Origin of the sequence: Niabella drilacis, assembly GCF_900101395.1 — a bacterium.
In the GTDB taxonomy this organism is placed as follows: domain Bacteria; phylum Bacteroidota; class Bacteroidia; order Chitinophagales; family Chitinophagaceae; genus Niabella; species Niabella drilacis.
The window spans coordinates 344,443-361,277 of the sequence record NZ_FMZO01000004.1; the positions used below are offsets into that span (position 1 = coordinate 344,443).

Below are 16,835 nucleotides of genomic sequence, written 5' to 3' on the forward strand. Positions count from 1 at the left end.
TATGCTGCTTTTATTGGGCAGCTGTGCACCCGCGGTGTATAAAAAATTACAGCGCACGGAGGGAAACACCGCCTGTATTGCTGCATTCAAACCTCATATCCGGCGGGCGCTGTACCGGACATCGGTCGATGTGACCGGGAACCACCTGAGCGGGCTTTTGCTCATCAAACAGATGCCGGATAGCTCCACCCGTATTGTATTTACCAATGAGGCCGGGTTTTCTTTTTTTGATTTTGAGTTTTCGCATAAGAACGGGTTTCTCGTGCATAGCATCATCCCGAAAATGGATAAAGAGGCAGTGCGGAAAACCCTTCGTAAGGATTTTGAACTGCTGTTAATGGAAGTGGCAGACACGGCCACCGTTTCCTCGGTTTTTCAAAAAGGAGCAGAACGCTACAATGCTTTTTACGCAGGGGACGATGTGTATTATTACGTTACAGATATCCCGTGCGCGCAATTGATCCGGATGGAGCGCGGAAGCCGGAAGCGGAAGGTGCTGGAGGCCACCAGGGGCACAATGAAAGACGGGGTACCCGAAAGTATGCACATCCAGCATACCAACTTTAATTTTACCATTGATTTAAAAAGAATAGACGACCATGCTGAAGAATGAGCTGTATACGATAACAACTTTTGAAAACAATGCCGGGGCTGTGGCTGCCGGCATCCGTCTGAATACGGCGCATCCGATCTTTGAGGGACATTTTCCGGGCCAACCGGTATTGCCGGGGGTTTGCATGATGCAGATCGTAAAGGAGCTTGCCGAAGAGGCAACAGGCAAAAAACTGTTCCTGGGTGAAGCCGCTCAATGTAAATTTTTATCCATGGTAGACCCGGGAAAAACGCCGGAGCTCCGGGCAACGATCGACTATAAGGAATCCGGTGAAGCCGCCTTGGCGATCACGGCGGCATTAAAAAGTGAAACGGCTGTTTTTTTTAAGATGAGTGCAACCCTGGCAATTATTTAACAATAGGTAAGAGCCTGTTTAAATTTTATTGATGGAATTTATTATGAAGCTATTTTGGAGCGAAACAAGGAAAATTTTGCAGGCATAGTAGGCCACTATGGCGAAAAATTTAACGCAGTTGCAGCCCAAAACAGCCATAATAAAGCCATTGAATGAATTTTAAACAGGCTCTAAGGAAGTGTCCTTTTTTCTGAGGGTCCTTTGTCTTGCTGCCTGCAGAGGACGGAGATATACTGTATAGGTATAGATCACATCAGGCGCTTTGTCCCCAAGAACATGAATGAAAAAGAGCGCGCCAGCAATCCTGTATTTATAGTTTCAGCCCCCCGATCAGGTGCTGCACCATATTTTCTTCCATTACTTCTGCGCTATGCGTTTTGGCGCTTTTTTGCCAGAACTCCAGTCCACGCACGGAAGACAGGATATTGAGCACCACCACATAGGGCAGCACCGGCTTAAACTCCTTACCGTCAATACCCTGCTGTACAATAGATTCGATCTTTTTTACATAACGCCGCCGTTCACTTACAAATTCCCCCAGTTTTTCCTCATCCAGGTGCATCCACTCGCTTACCATTACGGAATAGGATTCAAAATGATCGATCATCATCTTGGTATGAAAACGGATCAGGGATTCGATTTTCTGCAGGGAAGTACCGGAGGGGTCCATATTGTCCAGCTGCTCACGGCAATCACGGGAAATGGAAAAGATAATTTCCTCCAGGATTTCACTCTTGGAATGGATGTGGTTGTAGAGGCTGGCAGCCTCGATACCTATCTTTTCGGCAAGGTCACGCATAGACGTACCGGCATATCCTTTTTCCCGGAACATACGCGCAGCTGTTTTCAGAATTTCTTCTTTTTTTGAAGATCGTTTACGTGTTGTGGTGGCCATGTTCCAAAACTATGCTTTTTATCCAAAATACCGCTAAGTAATTTTGGAAAAAACCTCCGGCCTTCACTCACAAACTTCAGCCGAATCAGATACCTTTGCAGCCGTATTTTTAATTAAAAACAGAATTCATGTCCGTGATTACCGTAGGCACTATGGCCTTTGATGCTATTGAAACCCCTTTTGGCAAAGCAAACAAGATCGTGGGAGGCTCGGCCACCTATGCGGCTTATGCAGCCAGTTACTTTGTAAAACCGGTTCAGCAGATCTCGATTATAGGGTATGACTTCCCGGAGGAAGAACTGGAATCCCTGGCCGCCAGGGGTGTGCAGCTGGAAGGTGTGGAAAAGGTAGCCAACAAGAAATCATTCTTCTGGAAAGGCCTGTATCATGAAGATATGAACACCCGGGATACGCTGGTAACAGATCTGAACGTACTGGAAGATTTTGATCCCAGGGTTCCGGACAGCTACCAGGGTGCGGAGTTTTTAATGCTGGGTAACCTGATGCCTAAACTGCAGATGAGTGTGATTGACCAGCTGAAGCAAAAGCCCAAACTGATCGTTCTGGATACCATGAATTTCTGGATGGAAACGGCCATGCCGGATCTTGAAAATGTATTAAAACATGTGGATCTTTTAATGGTGAATGACTCTGAGGCCCGGGAGCTTACCCATCAGTATTCCCTGGTAAAAGCTGCAAAAAAGATCCGTGAAATGGGCCCTAAATACCTGATCATCAAAAAAGGAGAGAACGGTGCCTTATTGTTCCATGAAGACAAAGTGTTTTTTGCCCCGGCCTTCCCCCTGGAAGATGTTTTTGATCCCACCGGAGCGGGAGATACCTTTGCCGGCGGATTTATCGGCTACCTGGCCAAAACCGGCGATATCAGCTTCAATAATATGAAAAAGGCGATCATTGCCGGTTCGGCAATGGCCAGTTTCTGTGTGGAAAAATTTGGAAATACCCGCCTGAGAGAGTTAACAAAAGAGGAGCTCAGCAACCGTATTCAGCTCTTCAGGGAACTTACCAGCTTTGAAACAGAGCTGGAGCTGGGCTAAACTTAAGACCTGGCAGGTCTGACCAGGCCAACCGCCCTAAAAAATCGGTGAATAACGGGACCGGATACAACGTTTGGCGGGCTGTTTGTAATCTATAATAAAAATAAAAAGATGACAGCTATAAAAAAATCGCCTTCCCTCCTGTTTTGCATCCTGATGGATATTATTGGGTGTTTGTCCTTTACCATTCCTGGCGTGGGTGAATTTGCCGACGTTATCTGGGCGCCTGTTTCGGCCATTATACTGGCCAGGACCTTTGGAGGTGCCAAAGGGATGTTTGGCGGGGTCTTTAATTTTATAGAAGAGATCCTACCGGGTACCGATATCGTTCCCACGTTTACCATTATGTGGCTGCTGACCAACAAAGCCCCGTTTTTTGGTAAAAAAACAGCGATCCCGGTAAAGGCACGGTAAAATTATTTTTGAAAATTATATATTTCCCTTATACCTTTGCGATCCGATGATGATAAAGAAACATACAAAAACTACCAAGAAGCAGTCCCTGGCGGAGGGTTTGTAGTTTTGTACACAAAACATAAATTTTTAACAGACCTTCCGTAAAAGCGGAAGGTTTTTTTTTAAACGATAAACAGTAAAAAACAACAATGAGAGTAGCCGTAGTAGGCGCCACTGGTCTGGTAGGCACTAAAATGTTACAGGTCTTGGCCGAAAGAAATTTTCCCGTATCGGAACTGATCCCCGTTGCTTCTGCAAAAAGTGTGGGAAAGGAAGTGGAGTTTAAAGGCACTAAATATAAAGTGATAGGTATGGAAGAGGCCATTGCTGCAAAGCCCAATGTGGCCCTGTTTTCAGCAGGGGGCAGCACTTCAACCGAGTGGGCACCGAAGTTTGCGGCTGCCGGCATTACGGTGGTAGACAATTCCTCCGCCTGGCGCATGGACCCCAAAGTACCGCTGGTAGTGCCCGAGATCAATGCGGATGTGCTTACCAGCAACGACAAGATCATTGCCAACCCCAATTGCTCCACCATACAGATGGTAGTGGCCCTGGCACCGCTGCATAAAGCCTACAAGGCACAACGCATCGTGGTTTCTACCTACCAGAGTGTTACCGGAACCGGCGTTAAGGCGGTAAGCCAGCTCAGGGGAGAGCGGCAGAAAGAAGTTGCCGGTAGCGAGGAAGGCTATGAGATGGCGTATAAATACCCGATTGACCTGAACGTGATCCCCCAGATTGACGTGTTCCTGGATAATGGATACACCAAGGAGGAAATGAAGATGGTGAATGAAACCAAAAAGATCATGAGGGACGATTCGATCCGGGTGACGGCTACCACCGTAAGGATCCCGGTAATGGGCGGCCACAGCGAAGCCGTAAATATTGAATTTGAAAAGGATTTTGACCTGGCAGAAGTGCGGCATTTGCTGGAAACCGCCCCGGGCGTGGTGGTTACAGACGACCTGCCCAACCAGCATTACCCCATGCCGATGGATGCGCATGAAAAAGACGAGGTGTTTGTAGGGCGGATCCGCCGGGATGAATCGCAGCCCAATACCCTGAATCTTTGGGTGGTGAGCGACAATTTGCGCAAAGGCGCAGCCACAAACGCCGTACAGGTGGCTGAATACCTGGCCGCAAATAATCTTATCTGAGAAATGTAATATGTAGAACAGGGAATGTAAAATGTAGAAGTGGGTCCCCTACACGGATAAACTTCTACATTTATCATTTATTATTCTACATTTTAAATTTACTTTGCACCCAGTATGTCAGATCTGTTACAAAAAATTGACAAGGACCGTCTGCCGCGTCACATTGCTATTATTATGGACGGCAACGGCCGATGGGCACAGGAACAGGGCCAGGACCGTCTTTTTGGCCACTATCATGGCGTGGAAAGTGTTCGGGATATTGTGGAAGGTGCGGCAGAGCTGGGGATCGGGTATCTTACATTATATGCATTCAGCACGGAGAACTGGGACCGCCCGGAATACGAAGTGGTCGGTTTAATGGAATTACTGGTGTCCACCATCCGTAAGGAGGCCGAGGTATTGCATAAGAACAGGATCCGGCTGCATGTGATCGGGGATATGCGGATGCTGCCGGAAAGTGCCCGCAGGGAACTCAATGAAGCCCTGGAAATGACAGCGGGGAACACAGGGCTGAACCTGGTTATGGCCCTCAGCTACAGCGGGCGCTGGGAACTGCTGAACGCCGTGCAACAGATCGCCCGCAACGTGCAGGAAGGGAAGCTGGCTGTTGAAGCGATCACCCAGGACGTTTTACAGGAATACCTCTGCACCAGCAATTTTCCGGACCCGGAACTCATGATCCGCACCAGCGGGGAATACCGTATCAGCAACTTTTTGCTGTACCAGCTGGCCTATGCGGAACTTTATTTTACCGATGTCCGCTGGCCCGATTTCCGGAAAAACAATCTTTACGAAGCTATTATCGATTACCAGAACCGGGAAAGAAGATTTGGTAAAACATCGGCACAATTAACATAATACCTTCTTATTTGTTTGATAAAACGCTCTAAAACGGCAAATACTGGTGCTTTTTAACATACAGTTTCCAAATTTTACCCTTAATTTGCCGCCGCAATAGGAATGAAGTGCGTGGGTACCGGGCTGGCAACAGATCGTAGCAGATTTAGGAAACTAAGGGCTTCCTGCTTTGCAAAATAAAATTGATTACCGTAATACATTAACCCTTATATGCGTTTTTTTATATACAAAGTTTGTATTTTATCCATATTTACTTTTGCGGTACATCATACCTATGCACAGGTAGACACCACGCCGGTCACTTCCGTTGATCCCAGGCTGAAAGAGTTCCTGGAAACCACGACCCCCCGGGAATATGTGATTGCCGACGTAAAGGTAACAGGAGCCACGAATCTCGACTCGTCGATTGTTTTGTCCGTTTCGGGCATCCAGAAAGGCCAGCAATTCATATACCCCAACTCTGATATCTTTTCAAGAGCTATCCAAAGCCTCTGGAAAAATCAACTTTTTGCAGATGTAAAGGTGTTTGTAACACATGTGGATAATGAAAAAGTAAGCATCGAAATTGCCGTTACAGAACGGCCCCGTTTGGGAAACTTCAAATTTGAAGGGGTCAAAAAGACAGAAATTGAGGAATTGACCAAGAAGATCGGGCTTGTAAAACAACGTATTCTCTCAGAAGGAACCCGGCAGAACATACACCAGGTGGTAAAAACCTATTTTGAAGATAAAGGATATTATGATGTAGTGACCAACCTCGATGAGTCCAAAGACCCGGTTTACCCCAACTCCACGTTTCTTACGATCAAGATCAATAAGGGAAAAAAGGTCAAAATTGATGAGGTGAACTTCTTCGGCAACGAAAGCGTAGACGCTACTAAACTGAAGAAGCAAATGAAAGGTACCAAGGAAATGACCCGTATGTCCCTGTATCCTTCAAAATATGTAAGTCCCTATGGTCCCCGGCAGGTATATAGTTTTAATGAATATATGGATGAATGGGGATTCCTTACCGGAACAAAGACGCTGAAAGTGCTGGACCCGTATTTCCGGTTCAAGTTCTTCAGCTCCTCAAAGTTCAATAATAAGAAATACGCTGAAGATAAAGATAAAGTACTCAAATACTTTAACTCAAGGGGATACCGCGATGCCCAGATCATTGCCGATACACAGGTGATCCAGAATAACCGCATGTATGTGGATCTTAAAGTAAATGAAGGGCATAAATATTATTTTGGGAATCTTACCTGGAAGGGGAATTCCAAGTTCTCTGATACATTGCTGAACAACATACTGGGCATCGCCAAAGGGGATGCGTATGATGCGAGCGTGCTGAACAAAAAGCTGGGACTGGAGCCCAGCCAGGATGTATATGACATCACCACACTTTACAACGATGAAGGCTACCTGTTTTTTCAGGTAACACCCGTGGAAACCCGTATTTACAATGACACGATTGATCATGAGATCCGGATCGTGGAAGGCCCCATTGCGCGGATCAAGAATGTAGTGATCATGGGCAATGAGCGCACCAAGGATCATGTGATCCGGAGAGAGTTGCGGACCCTTCCCGGAGAACTGTTCAGCCGGACAGACCTGATGCGTTCGATCCGGGAACTGAATGCGCTGAACTATTTTGAAACGGAATCCATTAACCCGCAGCCGTTACCTAACATGGCAGAAGGAACGGTGGATATTAACTGGAAACTGAAAGAAAAATCTTCCGACCAGCTGGAGCTTTCTGCCGGATGGGGCGGGGGGATCGGTCTTACCGGAACACTGGGGGTTACCTTTAACAACTTTTCCATTAAAAACATCTGGAAAAAAGAAGCCTGGGATCCGTTGCCGGTGGGCGATGGCCAGAAGCTGAGCCTCCGGGTGCAATCGAATGGCCGCGTATACCGGTCCTATAACTTCTCCTTTACCGAACCCTGGCTGGGTGGCAAGAAAAGGACCTCGCTGACCCTGGGTTACAACAATACCAAATATAACGCATCCTTTTATGATCCCTACCGGAGCGGCGGTTACCGGTTTTCAAAAGATACCTCCCTTACAGTTAACGGGATCAGCGTGGGACTGGGCAAAGTGCTGAAATGGCCGGATGATTATTTTACGATCGGTTATACGGTTGCCTATACCCGGTATAAAGTAAAGAAGATGGGTTACCAGTACGGGCTTCCTTTTAATGACGGAACATCAAACAACCTGAGCTTTAAGCTGAGCCTCAGCCGGTCTTCGGTATCGGACCCCATATTCCCCCGGAGTGGTAGTGAGCTTACGGCAAGTGTGCAGGCCACACCGCCTTACTCCGCTTTCAAATCTTCGGTATTAATAGCAGATTCGGCCCAGTACAAGAACGTGGAATATCACAAATGGCGCTTTGGGGCACAATGGTATGTACCGCTGGGCCGCCCGAAGGGAGAAGACAAGAACCGGCAGTTTGTGCTGAAGCTGGCTGCTAAATACGGTTTTATGGGCCGGTATAATAAAAACCTGAACTATTCGCCTTTCGAACGCTTTCAGTTGGGTGATGCCGGTATGAGTAATACTTATTCCTTAACCGGTTTTGATATCATTGCCCAGCGTGGTTACCCGATCTACAACAGCTCGGATCCCACCGTAAACCCGGATAACGGAAGCGGAGGTGACACCCGGAACATGTTCATTATTTTTAACAAATACCAGGCAGAACTGCGTTACCCGCTGGTAACCAACCCGGGAAGTACCATTTACGGCCTCGCCTTTTTTGAAGCGGCTAACGGCTGGCACGATTATAAGGAGTATAATCCATTTAAATTGCGCCGCAGCGTAGGCCTGGGTATGCGTTTTTACCTGCCGATGTTCGGGCTGCTCGGGTTTGACTATGGTATTGGTATTGACCGCCTGGTGCCTGGCCAGGGGCTGAAGAATGCCGGCAAGTTCACATTTATGCTTGGGTTTGAACCGGAGTAAACCTTTTTACTACGTTTTGCATCTATCATGTAGAAAGACCAATTTGTATATAAAATGACGATAAAAATTTTCGGGCCGATGAATATTCAACGCGATGAAAGTTTTTATACAAAATCCCCCGGACCTTCGGGATGGCTAAAATCAATAAAAAATATACACATGAAACAATTAGTTGTACTGGTTATGGGGCTTTTGTTTTCAGCGTCCGCTGCAATGGCTCAAAAATATATCATCATCGATACCCGCTATATATTTGATAAAATGCCGGAATACAAGCAGGTGCAGAACTCGATAGACAAGATGGCGGCTACCTGGCAAAAAGAAATTGACCTGAAGCAGGAAGCGCTGGATAAAGCATATGATGAATATGATTCCCAGGGGACCATGCTGAGCGCAGATGCCAAGAGAAAAAAGGAAGATGATCTTTTTAATAAAGAGCGGGAGTTGAGAGACCTGCAGAAGCAACGCTTTGGTTTTGAAGGCGATTTGTTTAAGAAGCGACAGGAGCTGATGGCTCCCCTGCAGGAAAAGGTAAACCGCGCTGTGCAAAAACTGGTGATCGACCGGGGATATGACCTGGTTTTGGATAAAAGTGAGGGGAAATCCATTATATTTGCCGACCCGAAATTGGACAAGAGTGATGAAGTATTAAAGTTACTTTCGGTAAAATAGATCCGTCAGCACTTCTGAAACAATTCATTCATAAAAAATAAACTTAAAAAACCTGTCCCACCGCTGCTATTGCGGAACGGACAAACAAAAAAACTTAAATGAAACGTATAAAATTTCTTGCTCTGGCGCTCGGTATGGTCATCGCTTCCGGTTCTATGGTTTCTGCACAAAAGATTGGTACTGCTGATCTGGATGCTCTTATCGCCAACCTGCCCGAATTCCAGGGAAAACAGCAACAGCTGCAACAGTTTTACCAGGATTCTATAGGCGGTGAATATGAGCAGTTGTATAAAGAGTTTGTTGACAAAGACAGTGCTATGAAAAAGGCAACTTCGCCTTCCGTAAAAGCTACCCTGGAAAAAGAAGTAGGCACATTGCAGCGTACCCTGCAGGGCTGGCAGGATTATGCTACCCAGCGCAACCAGGCAAAGCAAGCCGAATTGTTTGGCCCCCTGGTTAAAAAGGCACAGGACGCTTTGAATGCTGTGGCAAAAGAAAAGGGGTATACGTATGTGTTACAGCCGGGTGCATTTCTGGTAATGCCTCCCGCTGATGACCTGACCATGGCTATTGCCGAAAAACTGGGTATTAAGCCTGCTGGTGCTCCCGGAGCGGCTCCTGCGGGTGGTGCTCCCAAACCGGCAGCAAAACCTGCGGCTAAGAAGTAAGCATTTTTCACAAAAGATATAAGAAAGCGGACTGGTAAAACCAGTCCGCTTTCTTTATTGGAGTACTCCCGAAGAGCGATTTCGGAAGCTGATTGATGCAGCGGTAGCTGCCGGCCAGGTGTATGAACGGAGGGAGATAAAACGAATGTCCGGGAGCCTGAAAGCGATCCTGCAGGCAATGCAGGTGCCGGCTGGCCGGAGTTTATTTGGATGTGGCTTTGGGTCCGGCGGCCGCGGTCATGTTTTAGGGTACACCATGGCAGGGCCTGTTGCGCATCCTTCACGTCAATTGAAAATGTTGATCACAAAATGATCATCAAACGATCTGTAACCAGATTGCCCGATTACAAAACGTTTGATTACAGGAGGGCCTTCCGGCGTCGGGCATTATGCCGGGGCCGCTCTATTTACTGTTTTCTTTTTTCTTCGAAAAGCTGATCAGCAATGCCGGCAATAAGATCAGGTTGGTGAAAGTGGCGGTAATAAGGGTAAGGGAGGTGAGCCAGCCAAGGGCCTGGGTACCGCCAAAATTGCTGAAGCAGAAAATGACAAAACCGGCGATGAGTACAATAGACGTATACAGGATGCTGATGCCGGTACTGTGAATGGTTTGTATCACGGTAGCGGAAACATTGTTCTGATGCAGCGGTAGTTCCTGCTTATAATTAACAAGAAACCGGATCGTGATATCGATGGCGATGCCCAGTGCCACACTAAAGATCAATACGGTGCTGGGCTTTAACGGAACACCGGCCCAGCCCATGATGCCGGCTGTGATCACCAGTGGAATGATATTGGGGATCAGTGAGCAGAGCAGGATACGCAGTGACTTAAACAGGTATAACATACAAAGTGCAATGAGCAGGAAAGCCCAGAAAATGCTCTCTTTTAGCCCGTCGATGATAAACTGCCCGCCTTCAAGAAAAGTAATGGAAGTACCGGTGAGCTTGACCTTGTAGTCCTTTTCGGGGAACAGCTGGTTAATGCGCTTGCTGATGTCGCTCATCAGTTCCGGCAACCGGTGTGACCCCACATCTGCCATGTTAACGCTGATACGGGCTTCCTGGCGGGCACTGTCCATAAAGCTGGAAAGCAGCCGCGTAAAAGAGGAATTGGATGCCCCACCGGAATCCCGGCCGATATTCAGGTACTGGGCCAGCCCGGGCAGCTCAAATTCTGATGGCATGGAATAGTTGGAAGGGTCGCCTTCATAAAAAGCCTGTTTGGCAAATTTTAATCCCTCGGTAATGCTCAGGGGACGGGCAATTTCGGGTTTTGAAGCCAGGTATTGCGCCAGGGAATCGATCCGGGCCAGGTTGTTAAAGTTGCGTGTAACACCCATCTTTTTCTTCGTATCCACAAGGATCTCCAGTGGCATCACACCTTTGAAATTGTTTTCAAAGAACTTAAGGTCTGTATAGATCTTATCGTTGTGCGGTACGTCGTCCACCATGTGCGCATTGCTCTTCAGCCGGAAAATACCGATAGTGGTGATGGCGATCACCAGGAATGTTACTGCATAGACCAGTTTCCGGTGATTGATGGACCAGCGTTCCAACCGGCTCAGCCAGCGGTTCAGCCGCGGATTGAACAAATAACGGGTATGTTTGGATTTGGGCGCAGGTAAGAAACTCAGCACAGCGGGGATCAGGATCAGCGAAATAAAGAAAAGCAGCATGATGTTAATCCCTGCCACAACGCCAAATTCCTGCAGGATCTCGCTTTTTGTAAGCGCAAATACGGCAAAGCCCACGGCCGCGGCCAGGTTGCAGAACAGGGTAACGATCCCCATTTTGCCCACCATGTTTTCGATCGCCTGTTTTTTCAGCGAGGTCTTGCGGGCCTGGATCTCCTCATCGGTAAGCCCCTCTGTGAGCTCATTCCAGCTGGTATGGAATTTATTGAGGAAGTAAATACAGTTCGGGATACCGATCACTACAATAAGCGGTGGGATCAGCGCCGTTAAAAGCGTAATACTGTAATGCAGCAAATGCATGGTGCCAAGACTGAACAGTACACCAATGATCACTACGGAAAGAGAAAGCAGCATGGAGCTGAAGGAACGGAAGAACAGCAGGAGGATGATCGCAGAAAGCACAATAGAGGCTACCAGGAAATATTGCATTTCATGCGCAATGCGCGCTGCCAGTATGGTCCGGATATAAGGCAATCCACTTAGTTTAACATCGATACCCGTGGCGCCGGAAAAAACAGCGGTCTGTGCTTTTACTGCCGCAATAGCGGCATCTCTTTTTGCAGAGTTGATCACTTGTTTATTCATCCGCAGCCCCATCAGGTAGGAATGGGTTTGTGGATTATATAAAAGCCCCTGGTAAAAAGGGAGCCTTTTAAAAGCAGCGGCGCCGGTATCGATCTGTGCCTGGCTTAGTGTGCCCCCGGGGAATATTTTTTTTACGGTTAGTTTCTCGGTTGCCACATCTTTAACCAGGTTGATCGCCGTGGGTACGCTGATCACATCTTCTACACCGGGTATGTTTTTTAAACCGGCCTGGAGCTGTAAGTAGGCATTGAATATTTTTTCAGAAAACAACTGTTCGGTCTGGATGCCTGCTACAAGCAGGTTGCCATCCTCCCCGTATTTCTTTTTAAATTCCTGGTAGGCGATATTTACGGGGTTATTCGTGGGAATCGCTTTGGAAAACTCGTAACTCAACCCTACTTTACTGGCCCAAAATCCGGAAATAGCGGTTATAATGGCTAGCAAGATCAGGAAAATGAATCGGTATTTAAGAATAAAACGGCCAGACTGCTTCCACATAAAATTTAGGTATACTTTAAAAAATGAGTTGCAAAGAAACAAAAAACAGGGCGTTTACAGGGTGCCATTTATCAAATGAGTTGCATAACATTTTTAACTTTGTTTGCCGGAACCGGAAAACGGGGTGGGTGGCCGTAGTGCATAGCTTCACCCGCCGGATTAGCAATAAAAACAATATACAGTCATCAGCGGCAATGTGCTGTTGATTCAATCTCATGTACCGCAAAACTAATCATTGCCCGGTAAATGACCATTATTTGTAAAAAAACCTACCTTGCGGGCGCCGGGAAACGGAACCTATTTAAACTTTTTCCTGTATTGAAGATGAGTGTAGCTATCGTGATGTGGACCTGTGCAAAAAGGTCTTTTATAATCTGCAGGATCCCGGGAACTGCACTAAAAAAAACATTTTTAAACGGTATCGGACAGTAAACAAAATTTGGCAGATATCTTACATAAAGTAAAGGGTGTTGTTCTCCGGACATCGAAGTATGGAGAAACAAGTGTGATCGTTACCCTGTACACGGACAAGCTGGGGCTGCAGTCCTACCTGGTAAACGGTGTCCGGTCCGGTGGTAAAAGAAGTGGCAACAAGGCCGTTTTCTTTCAACCGGCTGCCCTTTTGGACCTGGTGGTGTATCATAATGAGTTGAGAACGCTGAACCGGATCCGGGAGTTTAAATTTTCTGCCATCTACCAGCACCTTTTCAGCGATGTGCTTAAAAATGGCGTGGCCCTGTTCATGATCGAGCTGTTGCATAAAACACTCCGGCAACCGGAATCCAATGAAGATCTTTTTGCATTTATGGAGGACAGCCTGCTGGCCCTGGATGAGGCGGAGGTAACGGTTACTGCTAATTTTCCCGTTTTCTTTGCCGTACACCTGTGCAGTATCCTGGGTTTTTCCCCGGGGAGCCCTTCGCCGGACCTGCTTACTTCTTCGCAGCTTTTGCTGGACCTGCAGAGCGGAGAGTTTATGGAAAAGGCGCCTGCTCATTCTTATTACGCAGACCGGGAAGCTGCATTGCTGATCACCGAGCTGTTGCAGGCGCGGCTTCCCGCAGAATTAAAGAGTATGAAGCTGTCTTCCCATAAAAGGAACATTGTGCTGGACCTGATGGAGATCTATTATTCCCTGCACCTGCCGGAATTTGGAAAGCTGCGAACCCTGCCAGTGCTTCGCGCAATTTTAAGCTGATTGCTGTTGACCAACATCTCGGGTAACAAAAATAGGGCGGCGATGATCTATGGGTAGATTTCTTAACCATAAAAAAAGATCATGGCACAGCACATCAAAAAAACAGTAAGCCTGGTTGCGGCAGTTTTTATCCTGGGTACCGCCTGGGGGCAGGAAACGAGAGCGTTTAACCAGAATGCATCCAGGAGCAATCACACGCGTGTTACCTATACAACGGGGCAACTGCCACAGGCTACTACAGTACAGAATAATAATACCGTTCGCAGCAACCGGGGCGAACCTGCCGCAGTGGTGATAATGGCGGACCTGGATGGCGATGGGGTGTATGAAACCGATTGCTCGTCTGAACTGGCCGGACTGGTTACTGCTTTTGAAGGTTATGCTGCGATTGTGCTGGACCGGAAACCGGTTGTCGTGAAGATCACCCGCCTAAAAACAAGGCACGAAACAGCAAAGAACTCGATCGGGAATGTCCGGTAGGAGCTGCCGCCGCAGGAACTGTCATGAACCGGCGGATTTAAAGTACATTGACGCCCGCTTATGCGACCGGAGCGGCGCCACGGCCTTACCGGGTCTGCAGTGCTCCTGTTCTGGCCTAAACGAGCCGGTTGATGGTATCGTTCACGATCTGGACAACCCCCGGCGTTTTCCCTTTTTCAAAGCTGCCATATTGATCCTGGATCTGCAGGGCCTTTGCGCCGTTAATGGTGGCCCAGGATAACATTTGTTCCACCGGGATCTGCGGGTAATGTTGCCGGATGCGGAGGATCTCATCCCAGATGCTCAGGCTGTAATTGGACGCCAGGCTGTCGGTACCCAGCACCAGCCGAATACCCGCTCCCTGCAACATCGGGATATCCGGCAGCCGGTTGGTGATATAATAATTGGCATTGGCACAAAGACACCAGGATGCTTCCGGGAAACGGTCCTGTGCGTAGCGGATATCTTCTGCCGTGGTAAACACATTATGTATGAACAGCAGCCGTTGCCCCTGCGGCAGGTAATTACCATAGGTTTGAAGGCTGGTCCTTCCCTCCGGAACAACGGGAACCTCGTTCAGCTGAAGCCGTTCATATAAGGCCTTAAAGCCACCGGTACCGTTCAGGAACCATTCGGTTTCATCTTCGGTTTCCTGGTTGTGGATGCTTAATAAGCCATTGCCGGGAAATGCCGCCAGCAACTTCCACAGCGGTGTGGATACGGAATAGGGCGCATGAGGGGTTAACGACACCTGTTGAGCATCAAAATGCCGGCAATAGTCGTCATAAATGGCTCTGTAGCTATCAAAATGCTGTTGTGCCTGAACCGGCTCAAAGCCGATCACTTCTACAAAATTGTGATAATAAAGATGCCCTTTTGTTTTTTGAAAGAGGGTATCCGTGGTATTGCAGATATCACCAACAGCTACAATGCCATTTTTTACCATGGCCAACTCAGCGCTTTCTATGGCGGCAGGAATGGCCTCCGGATGGGCGTATCTTTTACTAACGATCTGGTTCACAAACTTTAACAATCCTGTATGTTCCTCAATAACCCCTTTCATATGGCTTAGCTCCAGGTGGCAGTGACAATTGATAAAACCCGGGCTCAGGATGCCAGCCACTGTTTTTACATCATCACCGGCATCGGCGGTATCCGCAATATCCACAACGGTTCCGTTGTGATCTGTGATCAATACTTTGTCCGGAAGCATACGGTATCCGTCAAACAACTGTGCCGGTCTTATTTTTTTATACATACTTCAAAGATAATATCAGTACGGTATTTTATGCAGGCAGGAAGAAGGCTGACCGCAGGAGAGTGGGTTTCTGCGTTTAAGATTCCGGCTATACCCCGTCTGCTCTTCTTGTACTATTGATCATTGCCTGTTGGTTTTCCCGTTTTACGGGATCGAAAAAGCCCCCGGCCAAAAGAAGGAACATGGAGTTGTAACGGGTGCATCATTTCCACATTTCCATATTTTAAAATTCCCGGATTTTCAAATTGTTTACCTTTGCGCCCTGTTGATCCAAAATAAAGTTTTTGATGTTAGATAAACTGGAAGCCATAAAGGCCAAGTATGACCAATTGGGTGTAGCGCTCACCAACCCGGAGATTGTGGGAAATAACAAGAGATTTGCGGCAACCAGTAAGGAATACCGGAGCCTGGAGAAGATCGTTACGGCCTATAATGCCTATAAAAACCTGCTGGATGATCTGGAGTTTAATAAGGAAGCGCTGAATGGTGATGATGATGAACTGCGGGAGCTGGCAAAAGAGGAAATGACCGGCCTGGAGGAGCGTAAGGAACAGATGGAAGCGCATATCCGCCAATTGCTGATCCCTAAAGATCCGCAGGACGGCAAGGATGTGATCATGGAAATACGCGCCGGTACCGGTGGTGATGAGGCCAGTCTCTTTGCGGGCGATCTTTTGCGGATGTATATCAAATACTGTGAGCGGCATGGATTTAAAACCGCAGTGTTGAGCGAAAGCGAGGGAACAGTGGGCGGATATAAAGAAGTGCAGCTGGAAGTTACCGGGGATGATGTATATGGCACCATGAAGTTTGAAAGCGGAGTGCATCGTGTACAGCGGGTTCCGGATACGGAAACGCAGGGCCGGGTACACACATCTGCAGCAACCGTTGCGGTAATGCCTGAAGCCGAGGAGATCGATTTTGAGTTAAAGGAGAGCGAGGTGAAGATGGAAACGGCACGTAGTGGGGGGGCCGGCGGTCAGAACGTAAACAAAGTGGAAACCAAAGTGATGCTGACCCATATTCCGACGGGTACGGTGGTGATCTGCCAGACGGAACGTACCCAGCTGGGCAACCGTGAAAAGGCCATGCAGATGCTGCGTACGAAATTATACGAGGAGCAGGTACGGAAGCAGGAGGAAGAAATCTCCCGGCACCGGAAAAGCCTGGTGAGTTCCGGGGACCGGAGTGCGAAGATCCGGACCTACAATTATCCCCAGGGAAGGGTTACAGACCACCGGATCAACCTGACCTCCTATAACCTGGATGCCTTTATGAACGGGGATATCCAGGAGTTTATTGACCAGCTGCAGTTTGCAGAAAACTCTGAAAAGCTGGCAAAGCAGGAGTAGGGAGCTATTCGTATTCAGCTGTCAGCAGCCGCCATCAGCGCCCGGTAACCAGGGCTATGCATAAGAACGCGCCCGGAATGGTTG

The 16,835-nt window shown here is 47.8% G+C and carries 15 protein-coding genes; 12 read left to right on the top strand and 3 right to left on the bottom strand.

The features are described from left to right. Position 1: 1 nt before the first annotated feature. Together BLS44_RS09935 and BLS44_RS09940 are read left to right on the top strand one after the other, a co-directional pair. Positions 2-613 carry a flexirubin biosynthesis protein LolB2 gene (locus BLS44_RS09935; RefSeq protein WP_245729171.1) on the top strand — a complete coding sequence of 204 codons (612 nt, stop codon included), beginning with the start codon at positions 2-4 and terminating at the stop codon, positions 611-613. Beyond that, positions 600-968: an ApeI family dehydratase gene (locus BLS44_RS09940; RefSeq protein WP_090389913.1), complete on the top strand. Its 369-nt coding sequence runs from the start codon at positions 600-602 to the stop codon at positions 966-968. Before BLS44_RS09935 ends, BLS44_RS09940 begins: the two co-directional genes overlap by 14 nt. A gap of 310 nt (positions 969-1,278) precedes the next feature. Here BLS44_RS09940 and BLS44_RS09945 read toward each other — a convergent pair whose 3' ends face one another. Then, positions 1,279-1,863: a TetR/AcrR family transcriptional regulator gene (locus BLS44_RS09945; protein WP_090389914.1), complete on the bottom strand. Its 585-nt coding sequence runs from the start codon at positions 1,861-1,863 to the stop codon at positions 1,279-1,281. A 128-nt stretch (positions 1,864-1,991) separates the two neighbouring features. Here BLS44_RS09945 and BLS44_RS09950 point away from each other — a divergent pair, with 128 nt between their 5' ends. The 7 genes from BLS44_RS09950 to BLS44_RS09980 all read left to right on the top strand — a co-directional run bounded on the left by BLS44_RS09950 (position 1,992) and on the right by BLS44_RS09980 (position 9,684). After that, positions 1,992-2,921 (top strand): PfkB family carbohydrate kinase, encoded by a 930-nt coding sequence (locus BLS44_RS09950; RefSeq protein ID WP_090389915.1) that lies wholly within the window; start codon positions 1,992-1,994, stop codon positions 2,919-2,921. 111 nt (positions 2,922-3,032) lie between these two features. Beyond that, positions 3,033-3,335, top strand: coding sequence for a hypothetical protein (locus BLS44_RS09955; protein ID WP_090389916.1), 303 nt, complete (start codon positions 3,033-3,035; stop codon positions 3,333-3,335). 191 nt (positions 3,336-3,526) lie between these two features. After that, a complete protein-coding gene (locus BLS44_RS09960) occupies positions 3,527-4,534 on the top strand; it encodes an aspartate-semialdehyde dehydrogenase (RefSeq protein WP_090389917.1) in 1,008 nt (335 codons plus the stop codon). A 114-nt stretch (positions 4,535-4,648) separates the two neighbouring features. Continuing rightward, the gene (locus tag BLS44_RS09965) at positions 4,649-5,392 is read left to right on the top strand and encodes an isoprenyl transferase (RefSeq protein ID WP_090389918.1); all 744 of its coding nucleotides are present in this window, start codon (positions 4,649-4,651) and stop codon (positions 5,390-5,392) included. A gap of 210 nt (positions 5,393-5,602) precedes the next feature. After that, complete coding sequence (locus BLS44_RS09970) at positions 5,603-8,344, top strand: BamA/OMP85 family outer membrane protein (RefSeq protein ID WP_090389919.1); 2,742 nt, start codon at positions 5,603-5,605, stop codon at positions 8,342-8,344. Between the two features lie 159 nt (positions 8,345-8,503). Continuing rightward, positions 8,504-9,016 (top strand): OmpH/Skp family outer membrane protein, encoded by a 513-nt coding sequence (locus BLS44_RS09975; RefSeq protein WP_090390010.1) that lies wholly within the window; start codon positions 8,504-8,506, stop codon positions 9,014-9,016. A gap of 98 nt (positions 9,017-9,114) precedes the next feature. Then, entirely contained in the window at positions 9,115-9,684 is a 570-nt protein-coding gene (locus BLS44_RS09980) for an OmpH/Skp family outer membrane protein (RefSeq protein ID WP_090389920.1), read from the top strand. 403 nt (positions 9,685-10,087) lie between these two features. Here the strand turns inward: BLS44_RS09980 and BLS44_RS09985 are convergent, their stop codons facing one another. Then, positions 10,088-12,409 (bottom strand): efflux RND transporter permease subunit, encoded by a 2,322-nt coding sequence (locus tag BLS44_RS09985; protein WP_245729172.1) that lies wholly within the window; start codon positions 12,407-12,409, stop codon positions 10,088-10,090. A gap of 493 nt (positions 12,410-12,902) precedes the next feature. Here BLS44_RS09985 and recO point away from each other — a divergent pair, with 493 nt between their 5' ends. Beyond that, complete coding sequence (recO, locus tag BLS44_RS09995; RefSeq protein WP_090389923.1) at positions 12,903-13,661, top strand: DNA repair protein RecO; 759 nt, start codon at positions 12,903-12,905, stop codon at positions 13,659-13,661. Between the two features lie 81 nt (positions 13,662-13,742). Beyond that, positions 13,743-14,141: a hypothetical protein gene (locus tag BLS44_RS10000; RefSeq protein WP_090389924.1), complete on the top strand. Its 399-nt coding sequence runs from the start codon at positions 13,743-13,745 to the stop codon at positions 14,139-14,141. 115 nt (positions 14,142-14,256) lie between these two features. Here BLS44_RS10000 and BLS44_RS10005 read toward each other — a convergent pair whose 3' ends face one another. Continuing rightward, positions 14,257-15,399 carry an amidohydrolase family protein gene (locus tag BLS44_RS10005; RefSeq protein WP_090389925.1) on the bottom strand — a complete coding sequence of 381 codons (1,143 nt, stop codon included), beginning with the start codon at positions 15,397-15,399 and terminating at the stop codon, positions 14,257-14,259. Positions 15,400-15,686: 287 nt separating this feature from the next. Between BLS44_RS10005 and prfA the strand changes: the two genes are divergently transcribed. Next, a complete protein-coding gene (gene prfA, locus BLS44_RS10010; protein WP_090389926.1) occupies positions 15,687-16,751 on the top strand; it encodes a peptide chain release factor 1 in 1,065 nt (354 codons plus the stop codon). Positions 16,752-16,835: the final 84 nt, after the last annotated feature.

Excerpts from the sequence above, each read along its gene's own strand:
- BLS44_RS10005 (WP_090389925.1), bottom strand. The coding sequence starts at position 15,399 with ATGTATAAAAAAATAAGACCGGCACAGTTGTTTGACGGATACCGTATG.
- BLS44_RS09950 (WP_090389915.1), top strand. The coding sequence starts at position 1,992 with ATGTCCGTGATTACCGTAGGCACTATGGCCTTTGATGCTATTGAAACC.
- BLS44_RS09975 (WP_090390010.1), top strand. The coding sequence starts at position 8,504 with ATGAAACAATTAGTTGTACTGGTTATGGGGCTTTTGTTTTCAGCGTCC.
- BLS44_RS09955 (WP_090389916.1), top strand. The coding sequence starts at position 3,033 with ATGACAGCTATAAAAAAATCGCCTTCCCTCCTGTTTTGCATCCTGATG.
- BLS44_RS09970 (WP_090389919.1), top strand. The coding sequence starts at position 5,603 with ATGCGTTTTTTTATATACAAAGTTTGTATTTTATCCATATTTACTTTT.
- BLS44_RS09935 (WP_245729171.1), top strand. The coding sequence starts at position 2 with ATGCTGCTTTTATTGGGCAGCTGTGCACCCGCGGTGTATAAAAAATTA.
- prfA (WP_090389926.1), top strand. The coding sequence starts at position 15,687 with ATGTTAGATAAACTGGAAGCCATAAAGGCCAAGTATGACCAATTGGGT.
- BLS44_RS09945 (WP_090389914.1), bottom strand. The coding sequence starts at position 1,863 with ATGGCCACCACAACACGTAAACGATCTTCAAAAAAAGAAGAAATTCTG.
- BLS44_RS09940 (WP_090389913.1), top strand. The coding sequence starts at position 600 with ATGCTGAAGAATGAGCTGTATACGATAACAACTTTTGAAAACAATGCC.
- BLS44_RS09965 (WP_090389918.1), top strand. The coding sequence starts at position 4,649 with ATGTCAGATCTGTTACAAAAAATTGACAAGGACCGTCTGCCGCGTCAC.
- BLS44_RS09960 (WP_090389917.1), top strand. The coding sequence starts at position 3,527 with ATGAGAGTAGCCGTAGTAGGCGCCACTGGTCTGGTAGGCACTAAAATG.
- BLS44_RS09980 (WP_090389920.1), top strand. The coding sequence starts at position 9,115 with ATGAAACGTATAAAATTTCTTGCTCTGGCGCTCGGTATGGTCATCGCT.
- BLS44_RS10000 (WP_090389924.1), top strand. The coding sequence starts at position 13,743 with ATGGCACAGCACATCAAAAAAACAGTAAGCCTGGTTGCGGCAGTTTTT.